This is a genomic window from Stenotrophomonas sp. 2201_Sma, assembly GCF_056486685.1.
In genome coordinates this window covers 856,874-874,521 of the sequence record NZ_CM151329.1, presented here as the reverse complement: position 1 = coordinate 874,521, position 17,648 = coordinate 856,874, and the positions used below count along the sequence as shown (strand labels likewise).

General features: G+C 67.0%; 13 protein-coding genes and 1 pseudogene. 6 read left to right on the top strand and 8 right to left on the bottom strand.

From position 1 onward, the window contains the following. Positions 1-17 precede the first annotated feature (17 nt). The 3 genes from ACZLIF_RS03980 (at position 18) to ACZLIF_RS03970 (ending at position 3,505) form a co-directional block, all read left to right on the top strand. Positions 18-2,048 (top strand): FAD-dependent oxidoreductase, encoded by a 2,031-nt coding sequence (locus tag ACZLIF_RS03980; RefSeq protein ID WP_478462339.1) that lies wholly within the window; start codon positions 18-20, stop codon positions 2,046-2,048. Positions 2,049-2,349: 301 nt separating this feature from the next. Next, the gene (locus ACZLIF_RS03975) at positions 2,350-2,808 is read left to right on the top strand and encodes a cell wall hydrolase (protein WP_053520031.1); all 459 of its coding nucleotides are present in this window, start codon (positions 2,350-2,352) and stop codon (positions 2,806-2,808) included. Between the two features lie 85 nt (positions 2,809-2,893). Beyond that, positions 2,894-3,505 carry a glutathione S-transferase N-terminal domain-containing protein gene (locus tag ACZLIF_RS03970; RefSeq protein ID WP_128990617.1) on the top strand — a complete coding sequence of 204 codons (612 nt, stop codon included), beginning with the start codon at positions 2,894-2,896 and terminating at the stop codon, positions 3,503-3,505. Between the two features lie 88 nt (positions 3,506-3,593). Here ACZLIF_RS03970 and ACZLIF_RS03965 read toward each other — a convergent pair whose 3' ends face one another. The 6 genes from ACZLIF_RS03965 to ACZLIF_RS03940 form a co-directional block, all read right to left on the bottom strand. Next, positions 3,594-4,649 carry a suppressor of fused domain protein gene (locus ACZLIF_RS03965; RefSeq protein ID WP_128990615.1) on the bottom strand — a complete coding sequence of 352 codons (1,056 nt, stop codon included), beginning with the start codon at positions 4,647-4,649 and terminating at the stop codon, positions 3,594-3,596. 45 nt (positions 4,650-4,694) lie between these two features. After that, positions 4,695-5,198: a hypothetical protein gene (locus ACZLIF_RS03960; protein WP_128990613.1), complete on the bottom strand. Its 504-nt coding sequence runs from the start codon at positions 5,196-5,198 to the stop codon at positions 4,695-4,697. Between the two features lie 159 nt (positions 5,199-5,357). Further along, positions 5,358-7,238 (bottom strand): propionate--CoA ligase, encoded by a 1,881-nt coding sequence (gene prpE / locus ACZLIF_RS03955; RefSeq protein ID WP_065182872.1) that lies wholly within the window; start codon positions 7,236-7,238, stop codon positions 5,358-5,360. A 558-nt stretch (positions 7,239-7,796) separates the two neighbouring features. Then, positions 7,797-8,411: an RluA family pseudouridine synthase gene (locus tag ACZLIF_RS03950; RefSeq protein ID WP_128988931.1), complete on the bottom strand. Its 615-nt coding sequence runs from the start codon at positions 8,409-8,411 to the stop codon at positions 7,797-7,799. A 90-nt stretch (positions 8,412-8,501) separates the two neighbouring features. Next, the gene (locus ACZLIF_RS03945; RefSeq protein WP_005415428.1) at positions 8,502-9,488 is read right to left on the bottom strand and encodes a malate dehydrogenase; all 987 of its coding nucleotides are present in this window, start codon (positions 9,486-9,488) and stop codon (positions 8,502-8,504) included. Positions 9,489-9,606: 118 nt separating this feature from the next. After that, positions 9,607-10,098, bottom strand: coding sequence for a peptidylprolyl isomerase (locus ACZLIF_RS03940; RefSeq protein WP_053520333.1), 492 nt, complete (start codon positions 10,096-10,098; stop codon positions 9,607-9,609). Positions 10,099-10,347: 249 nt separating this feature from the next. Here ACZLIF_RS03940 and typA point away from each other — a divergent pair, with 249 nt between their 5' ends. The 3 genes and pseudogenes from typA (at position 10,348) to ACZLIF_RS03925 (ending at position 14,335) form a co-directional block, all read left to right on the top strand. Next, the gene (gene typA, locus ACZLIF_RS03935; RefSeq protein WP_053520332.1) at positions 10,348-12,195 is read left to right on the top strand and encodes a translational GTPase TypA; all 1,848 of its coding nucleotides are present in this window, start codon (positions 10,348-10,350) and stop codon (positions 12,193-12,195) included. Positions 12,196-12,203: 8 nt separating this feature from the next. Next, on the top strand, positions 12,204-12,671 hold the full coding sequence (locus ACZLIF_RS03930) for a DUF2127 domain-containing protein (protein WP_065176006.1): 468 nt from the start codon (positions 12,204-12,206) through the stop codon (positions 12,669-12,671). Between the two features lie 41 nt (positions 12,672-12,712). Then, positions 12,713-14,335, top strand: a pseudogene (locus ACZLIF_RS03925) (amidase). A 70-nt stretch (positions 14,336-14,405) separates the two neighbouring features. Here ACZLIF_RS03925 and ACZLIF_RS03920 read toward each other — a convergent pair. Then, positions 14,406-15,548 carry a mechanosensitive ion channel family protein gene (locus ACZLIF_RS03920; protein ID WP_128988933.1) on the bottom strand — a complete coding sequence of 381 codons (1,143 nt, stop codon included), beginning with the start codon at positions 15,546-15,548 and terminating at the stop codon, positions 14,406-14,408. A gap of 602 nt (positions 15,549-16,150) precedes the next feature. Further along, positions 16,151-17,542 (bottom strand): class II 3-deoxy-7-phosphoheptulonate synthase, encoded by a 1,392-nt coding sequence (locus ACZLIF_RS03915; protein ID WP_053519755.1) that lies wholly within the window; start codon positions 17,540-17,542, stop codon positions 16,151-16,153. Positions 17,543-17,648 lie beyond the last annotated feature (106 nt).

The following is a 17,648-nucleotide window of genomic DNA, read 5'->3' as shown; positions in this document are numbered from 1 at the left end:
ACGCAAGCGTATCGACCATGTCGCCAGCCAACGAAAGCGCCTATCCCCACCTGTTCGCCCCGCTCGATCTGGGCTTCACCCAGCTGCGCAACCGGGTGCTGATGGGTTCGATGCACACCGGGCTGGAAGATCGCGCGCGCGATTTCCCGCGCCTGGCCGCCTACTTCGCCGAGCGCGCCGAAGGCGGCGTCGGCCTGATCGTCACCGGCGGCTTCGCCCCCAACGTGGTCGGCTGGCTCAAACCCTTCGGCGGCAAGCTGTCCTGGCCCTGGGAAGTGCGTCCGCACCGGCAACTGACGGCCGCCGCCCACCAGCATGGCGCGAAGATCTGTCTGCAGCTGCTGCACGCCGGCCGCTATGCCTACCACCCCCTGTCGGTGGCGCCCTCCAAGCTCAAGGCGCCGATCAATCCGTTCACCCCGCGCGCACTGTCGGCCAGCGGCGTCGAACGGCACATCGCCGATTACGCACGCAGCGCCAGGCTGGCACGCGAAGCCGGCTACGACGGTGTCGAAGTGATGGGCTCGGAGGGATACCTCATCAACGAGTTCATCGCCCCGCGCACCAACACGCGCACGGACCGCTGGGGCGGCGATGCCTCCCAGCGCATGCGCTTCGCAGTGGAGATCGTGCGCCACATCCGCGAAGCCTGCGGTCCGGATTTCATCATCATCTACCGGCTGTCACTGGTGGATCTGGTTGAGGACGGCAGCAACTGGGAGGAAATCGTGCAGCAGGCGCAGGCCATCGAGGCCGCGGGCGCGACGATCATCAATTCCGGCATCGGCTGGCACGAGGCGCGCATTCCCACCATCGCCACCTCGGTGCCCCGCGCCGCCTTCGCCGGGGTCACCGCCAAGCTGAAACCGCATGTGACGGTGCCGCTGGTAGCGACCAACCGCATCAACATGCCCGAGGTTGCCGAGCGCATTCTCGCCGACGGCGGTGCGGACATGGTGTCGCTGGCGCGCCCGCTGCTGGCCGACCCGCAATGGCCGAACAAGGCGCGCGCCGGCCGTGCCGACACGATCAACACGTGCATCGCCTGCAACCAGGCATGCCTGGACCACGTCTTCGAGAACAAGCTGGCCAGTTGCCTGGTCAATCCGCGGGCCGCGCACGAAACCGAGCTGGTCTACCGCCCGGCGTCCACACCGAAGCGGGTGGCGGTGGTGGGCGCGGGCCCGGCCGGCCTGGCTTGTGCCACGGTGGCCGCCGAGCGCGGTCACCAGGTCACCCTGTTCGACGCCAGCGACGAGATCGGCGGCCAGTTCAATGTGGCCAAGCGCATCCCGGGCAAGGAAGAGTTCCACGAGACGCTGCGCTATTTCCGCCACAAGCTGCAGGACACGGGCGTGCAGCTGCGCCTGGGTACCCGGGCAGACGCGACCTGTCTGGCCGGCTTCGACGAGGTCGTGCTGGCGACCGGCATCACGCCGCGCCGGGTCGACTTCCCCGGCGCGGACCACGCCAAGGTCGTCAGCTACCTGGACGTGCTGCAGGGCCGGGTCGAGGTGGGCGCCAGCGCGGCCATCATCGGTGCCGGCGGCATCGGCTTCGATGTTGGGGAATTCCTCAGCCACGAGGGCCCATCGCCGTCGCTGGACCCGCAGCGCTGGATGGCCGAATGGGGGGTGGACGTCACCTTCGAGGCCCGCGGCTCGCTGGCCCGTCCGCAGGCGGACGCTTCGCCACGCCGGCTGTGGCTGCTGCAGCGCAGCCCCGGCAAGCCGGGTGCGCGCCTGGGCAAGACCACCGGTTGGATCCATCGCGCCACGCTGAAGGCCAAGGGCGTGCGGATGCTGGGCGGCGTCGAGTATCTCGGCGTGGACGACCAGGGGCTGCGCATCCGCGTGGAAGGCAGCGAACAGCTGCTGCCGGTGGATCATGTGGTGATCTGTGCAGGGCAGGAACCCAACCGCGCGCTGCAGGCCGAACTGCAGGCGGCGGGCATCAGCGCACAGCTGATCGGCGGTGCCGATGTGGCCGCCGAACTGGACGCCAAACGCGCCATCGATCAGGGCAGCCAGGTGGCGGCCGCCCTTTGATCCAGACCTGAATGGGCGGCGGGACTGTGATTTCCGTCACCCACCTCAAAGCTGAATGTCAAGCCGGGCGATTCATGATGCGTTCGGCCAGCCCCCCCTACCTTGCGCCAACTTTCCGCTCACCACCCAGTTTCCGGTGAGCCGGTGCGGCCCTCCCGGATCGTTCATCGATCCTCTTTTCCCGGGCCGCCCACGGGGCGGCCCCGATGGCCGCCTCCCCATGACGCCAAGTCGTACCCCGCCTCCTGCCCTCTCTTCGGCCGGAACCCCGTGGTGCGGCCCATACGGAGCAAGGAGTTATATGAAACTGGCCTGGATTCTCTGGCTGTCGCAGTTGCTGCCCCAGCCGGCGGCTGATTCATTGTGTTTGAGCACCACCGTATACCTGGAAGCCCGCGACCAGACCCTGCGCGGCCAGCAGGCCGTGGCCGAAGTGGCACTGCGCCGCCTCGACAGCGGCCTGTGGGGCGACTCGATGTGCCAGGTGGTGACCGCACGCAAGCAGTTCGCCCCGACCATCGTCTCCCCCGGCACCCAGCTGGGCAACGACGCGGCCTGGAGCGAGGCCATGAGCGTGGCCTTCGATGCGGAGCGCAACTGGGCGCTGCCGGCCGGCGAGCGCCGCGAGATCGTTCCCGGTGCCAGCCATTTCGCCGCCCTGGCCATCGCCAGCCCGAACTGGCGCAATGCCTACCAGGTGGCCACCATCGGTGATCACACCTTCTATAAGGTGCAGAACCTCAAGCCCCGGCAGTCGTAACGAACTGTTGCCGGCGGCAGCGTTGCCGCGCGCCGGCAGGCTCTGGGATAGTGGGCGATTCCCGCACACCCCGCCTGGAGTTCCCATGAAGCTGTACAGCAAGCCCGGTGCCTGCTCCACCGCCGACCACATCGCCCTGCAGTGGACCGGCCAGCCGTTCGAGGTCGAACTGCTCGACAAGGACACCCTGAAGGGGCCGGAATTCCTCAAGATCAACCCGGCCGGCTCGGTTCCGGCGCTGGTCGATGGCGACTTCATCCTGCTGCAGAACGCGGCCATCATGGGCTACATCGCCGACCGCTTCCCGCAGGCCGGCCTGGCCGGCGACGGCAGCCCGCGCCAGCGTGCCGAGGCCTCCCGCTGGCTGGCCTTCGTCAACTCCGATGTGCACCCGGCGTTCTCGCCGCTGTTCGCACCGGGCAAGTTCATCGGCGATGAGAGCCAGTACGACGCGATCCGCGCGGCCGCCCGCAAGCGCCTGCGCGGCCTGTTCGAGACGGCCGACCGGCAGCTGGCGGACAAGCCCTGGCTGGCCGGTTTCCGCAGCTTCGCCGACCCGTACTTCTACATCACCCTGCGCTGGGCAGCCGGCGCCAAGGTCGACCTGTCGGGGCTGGATCATCTGGCCGCCTACAAGGCGCGCATGGACGCCGATGCCGGCGTGCAGGCCGCACTGAAGGCCGAAGGCCTGGCCTGACCGCACACGGAGCCGCCGGCAGCGCAGGCGGCTCCGATCCGGCGTCCCGGCCCGGCGCCGGGCATCGCCGGCGCCCCGTGTCCACCGTTCAACCGATCTCGCGGATCACGGCACCCTTGGCGTCACGCAGCAGCGTCGGCACCACCTCGACCTGCAGCTGACCGCCCAGCGGGTAGATCCCGCGCTCGGCACGCACGTCCTGCCACGCCTGGACCCCCTGTGCATCCAATGCCCAGCGCGCGCTGTCGGCATCGACGTCGTTGGCGCCGCCGCCCGCAGCCGGGGTGAACTCCCATTGGCGCTCACGGCTGACCAGCACCAGTGATGCGCCATGGTGCAGGCGCAGCGGCAGCAGCTCGCGCACGCTCGGCACCTGGCCGGCGCCGAGCACCAGCGTGGTCACGCCCGAGACCTGTCGCCAGTCCAGCGTTTCAATGAACAACATGCCGGTGCTGGAACCCTCCCGCGCACTGCCCGCCTGCACCTGCGCCGCCAGTGCCGGATCATCCAGCAGGTCGCCCCGATGCAGATCGGTGATCCACAGGGGCATCGCCGGCTCCAGCACGTGCAGCACCCCGCGGGTCGACCAGCGCTTCACTGCAGCCATTTCCCCATCCGTCAGCCCGACCAGCTGCAGGAACTGCAGGCGGCCGTTGGCGGTCTCGCGCGCCGGCAACTGCGGGTCGGCGATGAAAGCCAGATGGCGCAGGCGGGTGTCGGACTCGAGGGCAATCGGGCCGTTCGCGTCAAGGTGGTGGCCATCCTCGAACACGTTGCCGCTGCCGAACACGTAGCGCGCCAGGTTCTGCAGCAGGTTCATCGGCCATGTCGGCGGTGCCTGTTCGGCGTGCACGCCCTCGCCTGCTGCCAGACGGAAGGTCAGCTCGAATCCGTAGCCACTTGCTTCGGCGTCACTGCTCTCCTTGGCGTACAGCTCGGACAGGCCATAGGTGATGTAGTGCCAGTGCGGTACCGGCACCTCCACACGGTAGACACTGATGCCATCGAGGGGATCCTGGCCGCCCAGCGTGTACGGCAATGCCGTTCCGAAATGCAGGGGCTCCTGGCCCGCGTACAGCGGCGCCAACGCCGCATTGATCGCGTCCCAGCCGGGGGTTTCGGTGTCGTCGTGGTCGTCCTGCACGAGAGGCTCCTGATGGGAATGAAACCATCCACTCTACGCGCTGCGTCAGGCCTGCACGACTCCGCGATCGCCGGCTGCCAGCGATGCCTGCGTTTCCTGCCACCAGCGCTGTGCCAGTGCCGGGCTGCGTGCCTTGCCTACCGCCGCCAGCAGTTCCGGGCACAGGCGCTCCAGGGCCGAGGCATCGGTGCAGCGCTCGATCTTCAACTGCATGAAGTAGCCCTTCAGCCCAAGGTGGCGCCGCACGGCTTCGCTCATCGCCTCGTACAGCTGCTGATACAACGCCGGATCGTGTTCGCGGCCGTTGCTGAGGCCAGCGACCGGCACCGCATCGGCGCTGCCCCCCACCACCTCGATCAGCTCCATCGCGGCCAGCTGTTCCAGCGCATCGGGTGGCGCCCGCAGTCCTTCGAGCAGGCTGCGCAGTTCGGTGTCATCGCGGCGACCATCGACCATCAGCAGGATCGAGCGCAGCGCGGCCGGCAGGCGCCGCGCACGATCCTCGATTTCCTGGCGGCCAGCGGCCGTCTTGGCGTGCAGCAGTGCCATAGCTCCCCCGTTCCATGATGCGCATGCCTGCGTGCCCTGACGGACGCGCTCCCCGGCATCGAGCTTAACGCACTGCTGGTACGGTGAACGCTGCGGTGCAGCACCGCTGCATTCCTTGCCTCGGCCCGATGCACGCGGCCCCGGCAATGCAGGACCGGTCTAGCGTCCCAGCGCGCGGCGGATCTCCTCCAGGGCGGCCGGGTCATCCAGGGTCGACAGGTCGCCGGGATCGCGCTGCTCGGCCAGCGCCTGCAGCGAGCGCCGCAGCAGTTTGCCCGAGCGCGTCTTCGGCAATGCGTTGACCACGTGCACGTGCGCCGGCCGTGCAACAGCCCCCAGCGACGTGGTCACCGTTGCCATCATCTCCGCCACCACCGGTGCAGGGTCTTCGCCCCCCAGCCCCTGCTTGAGGGTGACGAAGACCAGCGGCACCTGTCCCTTCAGTTCATCCTTGACGCCGATCACCGCGGCCTCCGCCACACGCGGGTGGCTGGAGATGGCTTCCTCGATCTCACGTGTCCCCAGGCGATGCCCGGCGACGTTGATGACATCGTCGGTACGGCCGAGGATGAAGGTGTAGCCGTCATCGTCGCGGATCGCCCAGTCCAGCGAGCTGTACAGCAGTTCCTTGAAATGGCTGAAGTAGCTCTGCAGGAATCGGCTGTCGTCGTTCCACACCGTGCTCATGCAGCCCGGCGGCAATGGCGGGGTGACCACCAGGACTCCCTTCTGCCCGGGTGCGACTTCTTCGCCGGTGTTCTCGTCGATCACCTTCATGCGGTAACCGAGGTTGGGGAAGCCCGGCGAACCAAAGCGCACCGGCTTCATCTCCAGGCCCGGCAACAGGGTCAAGGCCGGCCAGCCGGTTTCGGTCTGCCAGTAGTTGTCGATGATCGGTTTGCCCAGCGCTTCATTGATCCAGTGCGCGGTCGGCTCATCCAGCGGTTCGCCGGCCAGGAACAGGTACTTCAACGCGCGCAGGTCGTGGCGATGGATGAAATCCGCGTCGTGCTTCTTCAGCACGCGGATCGCGGTGGGAGAGGAGAACATCGTGCGCACGTTGTACTGCTCGCACAGGGCCCACCAGATGCCCGGATCCGGATGGGTCGGCAGGCCTTCGTACAACAGCGATGTGCAACCGCCGATCAGCGGTCCATACACGTTGTAGGAATGTCCTACGGCCCAGCCGACATCGGAGGTGGAGAACATCACCTGCCCCGGCTTGCAGTCGAAGACGGTCTCCATCGACTGTGCCATCGCCACCGCGTATCCGCCCACATCACGCTGCACGCCCTTGGGCTTGCCGGTGGTGCCGGAGGTATACAGCAGATAGCTCGGCTCGCTCGCTTCCAGCCACTGCACCGGAACATCGACGGCACCGACTTCCGCGCGCAGCGTCGCGTACTCGACGTCGCGGCCCTCGATGCGCGGCTCGGCCGGATCCAGCCCGCGCGAAACGATCAGCACGTGCGGCGGTGGATGCCCGGCTTCCGCACAGGCGGCGTCCACCATCGGCTTGTAGGGAATGAGCTTGCCTCCGCGCATGCCGGCATCGGCCGCGATCAGCAGCTTGGGTCTGGCATCGTCGATGCGCAGGGCAAGGTTGTGCGCGGCGAAACCACCGAACACCACCGAGTGCACGGCCCCGATGCGCGCGCAGGCCAGCATCGCGAACACGGCTTCGGCCATGTTCGGCATGTAGATGACCACGCGGTCGCCATGGCCGACGCCCAGGCGCTGGAGCACGGCAGCGAAGTCGTTCACTTCACGGTACAGCTGCCGGTAGGTGATCTCGCGGGTGCTGTTGGTTTCGGTGGAAATGGCCACCAGCGCGAGCTGGTCGGGCCGAGTGTCCAGATGGCGATCAACCGCGTTGTAACAGAGGTTGGTTTCGCCGCCTACATACCAGCGCCGGAACGGCGGGTTGCTGTAGTCGAGCACCTGTTGCGGCGGCTTGTGCCAATGGATGCGCTTGGCTTCCTCGCCCCAGAACGCCTCCGGCTCGTCGATCGAGCGGCGGTAGGTTTCCTCGTAGTTCATGACGCAGCCCTCCCAGACGAAGTCATGGGTTCGAGCATAGTGCCGCGTTGCCGCGCGTTCCGCCCTACCTTGGTAGGGGGTGGGTTTTCCATGCAGGGCTGCCGCCCTGCACCTGCAGAGGCAACGTCAACAGCTGGACTACTGAGGGATGGCGGGGTGGGTCCGGTTGCGGGAGAAGCCGTGAACCCATCCATGGGGGCTTGGCCGCGGCATCCATGCCGCGGACACTCGCGCAACCGGACCCACCCCGCCTTCGACAGTTTCCTGCGATCTGTCGGAACGATCCGACCCACTATCTATTCCGATATCTGACAGATTTCATCCACGCGTGGCGTGGATCCATCAGATCACGGCATTCTGCCGAAGGTGGGGGGTGTCGGAGTGCGGGGTGTCCGCGGCATGGATGCCGCGGCCAAGCCTACAGGGACGTACTTGCGGCGTCCCCGCACTCCGACACCGCCCCGCCACCCCACGGACAGCGCGCGTTTGACGTTGAATCTGACGTTGCCCTGGCTCGTAGCAGGTGCAGGGCGCAGCCCTGCCGCCCCCCTTGCCCTGCTAGAACGGAGTGGCGGACTCGAACGCCAGCGCGTCGCCCGTCACCGGGTGGGTGAAGTGCAGGCTGCGCGCATGCAGATGCACGCGCTGCGCCGGTGCGGCGCCATACAGCACATCGCCGACGATCGGATGACCCAGGCTGGCCATGTGCAGGCGCAACTGATGGCTGCGCCCGGTCACCGGCTCCAGCGCCACGCGCGTGCGCTGCGCTTCAACATCGCGGGCCAGCACGCGCCAGCGCGTCAGCGCAGGCTTGCCGTGTTCATGGTCGACCTTCTGTTTCGGCCGGTTCGGCCAGTCCACGATCAGCGGCAGATCCACTTCGCCGGCATCACCTTCGATCACACCCTGCACGACGGCTTCGTAACACTTGCCCACCCTGCGCTGCTCGAACTGCATCGACAACGCGGCCTGCGTCGTCTTGCCCCGTGCATGCAGCAGCAGACCGGAGGTGACCTGGTCCAGCCGATGCACGGTCAGCGCGTCCGGGTACAGCACCTGCAGGCGGGCCACCACGCAGTCCTGGTTCTCCGCGCTACGGCCAGGCACGGACAGCAGGCCAGCGGGCTTTTCCACCACCAGCAGCGCGTCATCGATGTAATGCAGGTGGATCATGCGGTTCTGCGGAACTCCAAATGAAAACGGGGAAGCTGAAGCTTCCCCGTTTCTGTCAGCTGCGTGCCGGCCAGACCGGCACCCGCGGCATCAGCCCAGCAGGTGGGCAACGCCGGCGCGTTCTTCTTCCAGCTCGGCCAGGGTCTTGTCGATGTACTTCTGGCTGAAGTCGTCGATCGGCAGATCCTTGACCAGGGTGTACTTGCCGTTCTCGGTGGTCACGGCGAAGCCGAAGATCACGCCTTCCGGGATGCCGTAGGAACCATCGGACGGCACGCCCATGGTGACCCACTTGCCGTTGCTGCCCAGCACCCAGTCACGCACGTGGTCGATCGCGGCATTGGCCGCCGAAGCCGCCGAGGACGAGCCACGGGCTTCGATGATCGCCGCGCCGCGCTTGCCGACAGTCGGAATGAAGGTGTTGGCATTCCACTCCTGGTCGTTGATCGCATCGGCGATCGAAGCACCATCGGCGGTGGCGAAACGGTAGTCCGGGTACATGGTCGGGCTGTGGTTGCCCCACACCACCAGCTTTTCCATGCCACCGACCGGCTTGCCGAGCTTGGCCGACAGCTGGCTCAGGGCACGGTTGTGGTCCAGGCGCAGCATGGCGGTGAAGTTTTCCGGCTTCAGGTCCGGTGCCGACTTCATGGCGATGTAGGCGTTGGTGTTGGCCGGGTTGCCGACCACCAGCACCTTCACGTCACGGCTGGCGACCTTGTTCAGCGCCGCGCCCTGCGCGGTGAAGATCTTGGCGTTTTCCAGCAGCAGGTCCTTGCGCTCCATGCCCGGGCCGCGCGGACGCGCGCCGACCAGCAGGGCGATGTCGGCATCCTTGAACGCCACTTCAGCGTCGTCGGTGCCGACCATGCCGGCCAGCAGCGGGAAGGCGCAGTCTTCCAGTTCCATCATCACGCCCTTCAGGGCGGCCTGGGCCTTGTCCACCGGCAGCTCCAGCAGCTGCAGGATGACCGGCTGGTCCTTGCCCAGCATTTCGCCGGAGGCGATGCGGAACAGCAGGGCATAACCGATCTGGCCGGCGGCGCCGGTCACGGCAACACGAACGGGTGCTTTCATGGGGGTTTCCTCTTGCTTGCAAGCGTTTGATGGGACGCCGCGGGCGTGGCCCGGTGGGCCTGGCAGGCGGCGGAGAACAGGGAAACGGCCACCCGTGGGTGGCCGTCTCGGAAGGGGGTCAGGCGGCGAGGATCTTGTTCCACTCGGCCACGCGGTCAGCCTGTGCGGCCAGCGCGGCGTCGACGTCGCCTTCCAGGGTGATCGAGTGAATCACGTCGCCCTGCTTGACCGAATCGACGATGGCCTGGCCTTCCAGAACCTTGCCGAACACGGTGTGGCGGCCATCCAGCCAATCGGTCTTGATGTGGGTGATGAAGAACTGGCTGCCATTGGTGTTCGGGCCGGCATTGGCCATCGACAGCGAGCCGACCTCATGCTTCACGCCGTTCTTCTCGTCTTCGAACTTGTAGCCCGGGCCACCGGTACCACGGCCCTGCGGGCAACCGCCCTGGATCATGAAGTCGGCGATCACGCGGTGGAAGATCAGGCCGTCATAGAAGCCGTGCTTGACCAGGTTCACGAAGTTGGCAACGGTCAGCGGCGCCTTGTCAGCGAACAGCTCGACCTTGATCGGGCCCTGGGTGGTGTCGAAAGTGGCGATGAGGGACATGAAGATCCTTGTTGCAAAGGGAAAGGCGTCTAGCCACCTAGTTTACACCCGGCTCGTGGCGGCGGCGGCTTCGACCATCGGCGCAGGGCGACGCTTCAGGCTCTGGAGGGGCGCCGCCGGCGGGGCCCCGACGGCCAGCTGAATGGGGCTCCCGGGCGGGCCGGAATCCAGCTTTTCGCGAATCGTCAAGTTCGACGTATAATGTTGGACTTCTTTTTCCAAATCCGGCGCCGACTGGCCCCCTTTCGTATGTCCATCGAAAATCTTCGCAACATCGCCATCGTCGCCCACGTCGACCATGGCAAGACCACCCTGGTCGACCAGCTGCTGAAGCAGTCCGGCACCCTGTCCGAGCGTACCGTCCTCGCCGAGCGCGTGATGGACAGCAACGACCAGGAAAAGGAACGCGGCATCACCATCCTGGCCAAGAACACGGCCATCACCTGGGAAGACAAGAAGACCGGCATCAAGAACCGGATCAACATCGTCGACACCCCCGGCCACGCCGACTTCGGCGGTGAGGTCGAGCGCGTGCTGTCGATGGTCGACACCGTGCTGATCCTGGTCGACGCGATGGACGGCCCGATGCCGCAGACCCGCTTCGTCACCCAGAAGGCCTTCGCGATGGGCTTCAAGCCGATCGTGGTGGTCAACAAGATCGACCGTCCGGGCGCGCGTCCGGACTGGGTGATCGACCAGGTGTTCGATCTGTTCGACAAGCTCGGCGCGACCAACGAGCAGCTGGACTTCCCGATCGTCTACGCGTCGGCCCTGAACGGCTATGCCGGCCTGGAAGACACCGTCCGCGATGGCGACATGACCCCGCTCTACGAAGCGATCATGAAGCACGCGCCGAAGCCCGAAGTGGATCCGGAAGGTGCCTTCCAGATGCGCATCAGCCAGCTGGACTACAACAACTTCGTGGGCGTGATCGGCATCGGCCGCATCCAGCGTGGCACCCTGAAGAAGAACATGCAGGTCACGGTGATCGATCGTGAAGGCAAGAAGCGCAACGGCAAGGTCGCGCAGGTGCTGGGCTTCCTGGGCCTGGAGCGCATCGAGCAGGACACCGCTGAAGCCGGCGACATCGTGGCGATCTCGGGCATTCCGGAGCTGACCATCTCCGACACCCTCTGCCACCCGGACACCCCGGAAGCGCTGCCGGCGCTGACCGTGGACGAGCCGACCATCTCGATGACCTTCCAGGTCAACAACTCGCCGTTCGCGGGCAACAAGGACCTGTCCGGTGGCAAGTTCCTGACCAGCCGCCAGATCAAGGACCGCCTGGACCGTGAAAAGGTCCACAACGTGGCGCTGAAGGTCGAACAGCTGGAGGACGCCGACAAGTTCCTGGTCTCCGGCCGTGGCGAACTGCACCTGTCGGTGCTGATCGAGAACATGCGTCGTGAAGGCTACGAACTGGCCGTGTCGCGTCCGGAAGTGATCATCAAGGAAATCGACGGCCAGCAGATGGAGCCGATCGAACAGCTGGTGGTGGACGTGGAAGAAGTGCACCAGGGCGGCGTGATGGAAAAGCTGGGCACCCGCAAGGGCCAGCTGAAGAACATGGAACCGGACGGCAAGGGCCGCGTGCGCCTGGAATACTCGATCCCGGCCCGTGGCCTGATCGGCTTCCAGAACGAATTCAAGACCCTGACCCAGGGTTCGGGCCTGCTGTTCCACGTGTTCGACCATTACGGTCCGAAGGAACAGGGCGCAATCGCCAAGCGCATCAACGGCGTCATGATCGCTAATGCCCCGGGCGTGACTCCGGCCTACTCCCTGGGCCCGCTGCAGGAACGCGGCAAGCTGTTCGCTGCTGAAGGCGACAATGTGTATGAAGGCCAGCTGGTCGGCATCCACTCCAAGGACAACGACCTGACCGTCAACGCCATCAAGACCAAGCCGCTGACCAACATGCGCGCTTCGGGCAAGGACGATGCGATCCAGCTGACCCCGGCGATCAAGTACTCGCTGGAACAGGCGCTGGACTTCATCGAGGACGACGAGCTGGTCGAGATCACTCCGAAGGAAATCCGGCTGCGCAAGAAGTTCCTGACCGAAAGCGACCGCAAGAAGGCTTCGCGCGGCGGCTGAGCCGGACCGTGAGCCAGAGCGGCTACAACCCGGATCCACACCGGCATCCGGGCCTCCACGTCATCGCCCTGCTCGAAGCGAGCAAGGCGGTGCTGGCGTTGCTGGCTGCGACCGGGCTTGAAGTGCTCGGTCCGCAGCCGCTCCGCGATGGGGTCAATGCCCTGATCCGGCGTTTCAGCCTGGACCCGGATCACGGCACCCTGCCCTCCCTCCTGAACATGATCAATCCCGACGCCGTGCACCTGGCGGCGGCGGCGATGATCGGCTACGGCCTGCTGCACCTGGTGGAAGCCTGGGGCCTCTGGCGGGCCAGGGCCTGGGCCTCCTGGCTGGGCTGCCTGACCGCCGCGCTGTATCTGCCCTTCGATGTCTTCGCCATCGTCCGCCACCCCGGCTGGCCCTCCTGGACGATCCTGGCGATCAACCTGCTCGTGGTCTACGTCCTGGCCCGCGACCTGCGCAAGCGCCACCACTGAGCAGCGGCTACACTGGGCATTGGAGCCGACCAAGCCGCCCCATGCGCCCGTCCTTGCCGCCTCTGCTGACCTGCCTGCTCATCGCGCTGCCCGCGTTGTTCATTGTTGGCTGCAGCCCGGCCACGACCAGCGCCCACGCCGCCGAACCCGCGAGCCGCAACGTGCCCTTCCCCTACGCCGAGACCGACCTGGCCGACCTGCAGGCGCGCATGGTGGCCGGCGAACTGGACAGCACCACGCTGACCCACGCCTACCTGCAGCGCATCGCTGCGCTGGATCGCGCCGGGCCGCGCCTGCGTGCCGTCATCGAACTCAACCCGGATGCCCTGCGGGAAGCCGGTGAACGCGATCGCGAGCGCCGGGACGGCCATCTGCGCGGGCCGCTGCATGGCATTCCGGTCCTGCTGAAGGACAACATCAACGCCGCGCCCATGACCACCAGCGCCGGATCGCTCGCGCTGCAGGGTTTCCGCCCCGCCGATGCCTACCTGGTAAGACGCCTGCGCGAGGCCGGCGCGGTCGTGCTGGGCAAGACCAATCTCAGCGAGTGGGCCAACTTCCGCGGCAACGATTCGGTGTCGGGCTGGAGCGCGCGCGGTGGCCAGACCCGCAATCCGTACCGTCTCAGCCATTCGCCCTGTGGCTCCAGCAGCGGCAGCGCGGTAGCGGTGGCCGCCAATCTGGCCAGTGTGGCGATCGGCACCGAGACCGACGGCAGCATCGTCTGCCCGGCCGCGATCAACGGCATCGTCGGCCTGAAACCGACGGTCGGCCTGGTCAGCCGCGAAGGCATCATCCCGATCTCCTTCAGCCAGGACACCGCCGGGCCGATGACGCGCAGCGTCGCCGACGCCGCGGCCGTACTGACGGCGATCGCGGGCCGGGACGATGCCGACCCCGCCACGGCCACCATGCCCGGCCGCGCGGTCTACGACTACACCGCGCGCCTGGACCCCGAAGGCCTGCGCGGCAAGCGCATCGGCCTGCTGCAGACCCCTCTGCTGACATACCGTGGCATGGCACCGCTGATCGATCAGGCCGCCGCCGAACTGCGCCGTGCGGGCGCGGTGGTGGTGCCGGTGGAACTGCCCGACCCGGGTGCCTGGGCCGAAGCCGAGCGGGTCGTGCTGCTGCATGAGTTCAAGGCCGGGCTGGAGCGCTACTTCAAGACCTACCGCGCGCCCCTGCGCAGTCTTGGCGAACTCATCGCCTTCAACTAGGCCCAGGCGCCGCAGGAACTGGGCCTGTTCGGCCAGGAACTGCTGCTGGAGGCCAACGCCACTGCCGGACTGGCCGACCCTGCCTACATCCGTGCGCGCAGCGATGCGCGGCGCCTGGCCGGGCCGGAAGGCATCGACGCCGTCCTGGCTGCCTACCAGCTGGATGCGCTGGTTGCACCGACCACCGGCACAGCCTGGCCCATCCGCCGCGAAGGCGACGATTTCCCGGGTGAGAGCTACAGCGTGGCAGCGGTGGCGGGTTACCCCAGCCTGAGCGTGCCGATGGGACAGATCAACGGCCTGCCGGTCGGCCTGCTGTTCATGGGCACGGCCTGGAGCGAGCCGAAGCTGATCGAAATGGCCTACGCCTACGAGCAACGCACGCGTGCGCGCCGTCCACCTCATTTCGAAACCGACACCCTGATCGACACTGGCGAGCCTTGATCTGCCCGGGCTGCCCGGGCTGCCCGGCGGACCGGGCGGTACCGCTGCGCTCGCCGGGCACGTCCCGGCGCTAGCGGTCGGGGTCCGGTTCCACCGGTGCGATCGCGGCCTCGCCGTCCTCCGCCCCGGGTGAACGCACATCTGCCGTACGTGCACGCGGTGCGCGCGGCATGTCCAGCTCATCCTCGCGCTGCAACCGCGCGCGCAGCTGCGGCAGTGATTGCGGATGCTCGCGCGCCAGGAAATCCAGCATGCGCTCGCGCACCAGGCAGCGAAGATCGAAGGCATCGCCGGAGCTGCGTGCACTGACCAGCAGGCGCACCTGGATTGCCCGCTCGCTGGTTTCGGTCACCTGGGTCACGCAGACCCGTCCATCCCACAGCGCCTCGCCGCGGCAGATGCGCTCCAGTTCGCTGCGGATCGCCGCGATCGGCGCGCGGTAGTCCAGCCACAGGAACGCCGCGCCGAGCAGATCGGCGCTGCGCCGGGTCCAGTTCTGGAAGGGGTTCTCGATGAACCAGGTCAGCGGCACCACCATCCGCCGCTCGTCCCAGATGCGTACCACCACATAGCTGCTGCCGATCTCCTCCACGCGCCCCCACTCGCCTTCAACGATCACCACATCATCCAGCCGGATCGGCTGGGTCACTGCGATCTGCAGGCCGGCGATGAGGTTGCCGAACACCGGCTTGGCCGCGATGCCCGCGACCAGCCCGATCAGACCGGCCGAGGCCAGCAGGGCGGCGCCGATCTTCTGCACCATCGGGAATGTCAGCAGCACCAGCGATGCACCGAGCACGATGATGCCGCCCATCAGCACGCGGCTCAGCACCCGCGTCTGGGTCTGGATGCGTCGGGCTTCCAGATTGTCCGAGACGTCGATGGGATGACTGCGCAGGATCGCACGCTCGCCGGCGGCCACCGCGCGCACCAGCAGCCAGATGAAACAGGCCGTCAGCGCGATGTGCAGCCCGTGCTGCAGATGCCCCAGCAGAGGCTCCTGCAGTGGCGTGGCCTGCAGCGCCGGGATCAGCAGCAGCAAGGGCCATGCGGTCGCCATTGGCAGACCAAGCACACGACCGATGCGCGCGCGCCGGCGATCACGCCCTTTCAGCCGGTGATAGATCCACAGGATCAGCCAGGCGCCGATGCCGCCTACCAGCGCCGCCAGACCCAGCGGCCATGCATATGCCTGTGCGCTTTGCCAGTGCACGGTTGCCACCTCCACTTGAACAGCAGCGGACAGCCTCGCGCATGGCGCATGAGCGTCACGTCAGTCGTTCGTAAGCAGGGTGTTGGCCTGCAGGGCTTGCAGCCCTGCACCTGCTGAGCGCTGGAGCAACTGCAACTGCAACTGCCGAAGCAGAAGCGGATTTCCTGCGGGATGGCGGGGTGGGTCCGGTGGCGGGAGACGCCGTAAACCCATCCATGGGGGCTTGGCCGCGGCATCCATGCCGCGGACACTCCCGCCACCGGACCCACCCCGCCTTCGACAGATTTTCGGGATCTGTCGGAATGGCTCTTGGGGTCAGATCCGTTTTCCGCAGGAAAACGGATCTGACCCCGGATTGATTTCGATATCGGACAGAGATTCATCCACGCATGGCGTGGATCCAACAGCCGTGGACGTCTGCCAGAGGCGGGGCGGTGTCGGAGTGCGGGGTGTCAGCCGCATGGATGCGGCTGCCAAGCCTCCATGGACGGATTCACGGCGTCCCCGCACTCCGACACTGCCCCGCCATCCCAAGGAATGCCCGCATTTGACGTTGACGTTGACTCCGCAGGTGCAGGGCTGCAAGCCCTGCCGAAAAACCCTTACCGCACCTGTTCCTGCTTGCGCACGATCGCCATCGCGATCTCCAGCGACTGCTCGTAGTTCAGCCGCGGATCGACCGTGGAACGGTACGCGCGCTCAAGATCACGCTCGGTGAGCTCGCGCGCGCCACCGGTGCATTCGGTCACGTCCTCGCCGGTCAGCTCCAGGTGCACGCCGCCCAGGCGCGTACCCGCCGCGGCGTGCAGATCGAACGACAACTCCACCTCGCGGCGCACGTTGTCAAAGCGGCGCGTCTTGAACCCATTGGCGGTGCTCTCGGTGTTGCCGTGCATGGCATCGCACACCCACAGCACGCGGCGGCCATCGCGCTTGACCGCTTCCAGCAGCGACGGCAGCTTTTCGGCTATCTGCGTCGCGCCCATGCGGTGAATGAAGGTCAGGCGCCCCGGCTCGTCGTCCGGATTGAGTACATCGATCAGGCGCAGCAGCTGGTCCGGCGAAACCGACGGCCCAACCTTGATCGCGATCGGATTGCGCACGCCCCGCAGGTACTCCACGTGCGCGCCGTCGAGCGCCGCCGTGCGCATGCCGATCCAGGGATAGTGCGTGCTCAGGTTCAACCAGCCCTGCTGGCGCGGCACCTGCCGGGTCAGCGCCTGCTCGTAGGGCAGCAGCAGGGCTTCGTGCGAGGTGTAGAAGTCGATGCGGTTGAGGTTGTGCACCCGGGCACCGGCCAGGGTTTCCATGAAGTGCACGGCATCGCCGATCGATGCCACCATCTTCTGGTACTCGGCGGCGAGCGGCGAATGCCGCACCCAGTCCAGGTTCCAGTACTCGGGGTGGTGCAGGTCGGCGAAGCCGCCATCGATCAGCGCCCGCACGAAGTTCATCGTCATCGCCGAATGCGCGTGGGCCTGCAGCATCCGCTTCGGGTCGGGCAGGCGCGCGGCTTCGGTGAAGGCCGGCGCATTGATCACATCGCCCCGGTAGCTGGGCAGCGTCACCCCATCACGGGTCTCGGTATCAGCCGAGCGTGGCTTGGCGTACTGGCCGGCGAAGCGGCCGACGCGGATCACCGGCTGGCGCAGGCCATGCACCAGTACCAGGCTCATCTGCAGCAGCACCTTCAGCCGATTGGAGATGGTGCCGGACTCACAGTCGCTGAAGTTCTCGGCGCAATCGCCGCCCTGCAGCAGGAAGCGCTTGCCCTCCTGCGCCTCCGCCAGCTGCTGCTTCAGCGCCAGGATCTCCCACGAGGTCACCAGGGGGGGCAGCCGCTTCAGCTCATGCAGGGCAGCATCCAGCGCCACCGGGTCGGGATAGGTCGGCATCTGCAGTGCGGTCTTGCCGCGCCAGCTCTCCGGCGACCAGGCAGCACCCGCAGCGGTTGCGGCAGGATCGGGAACCGGTGAAACGGCGGACAGGCTCATTGCAGACTTCCGGGGTGGGGGACGGTCATCGTCGCAGAGCCGGCCGCCGCCGCAAAGGGCCAGCCGTTCCGGCCCGATGCCTGAACGCCAGGGAAAGCACGCGCCG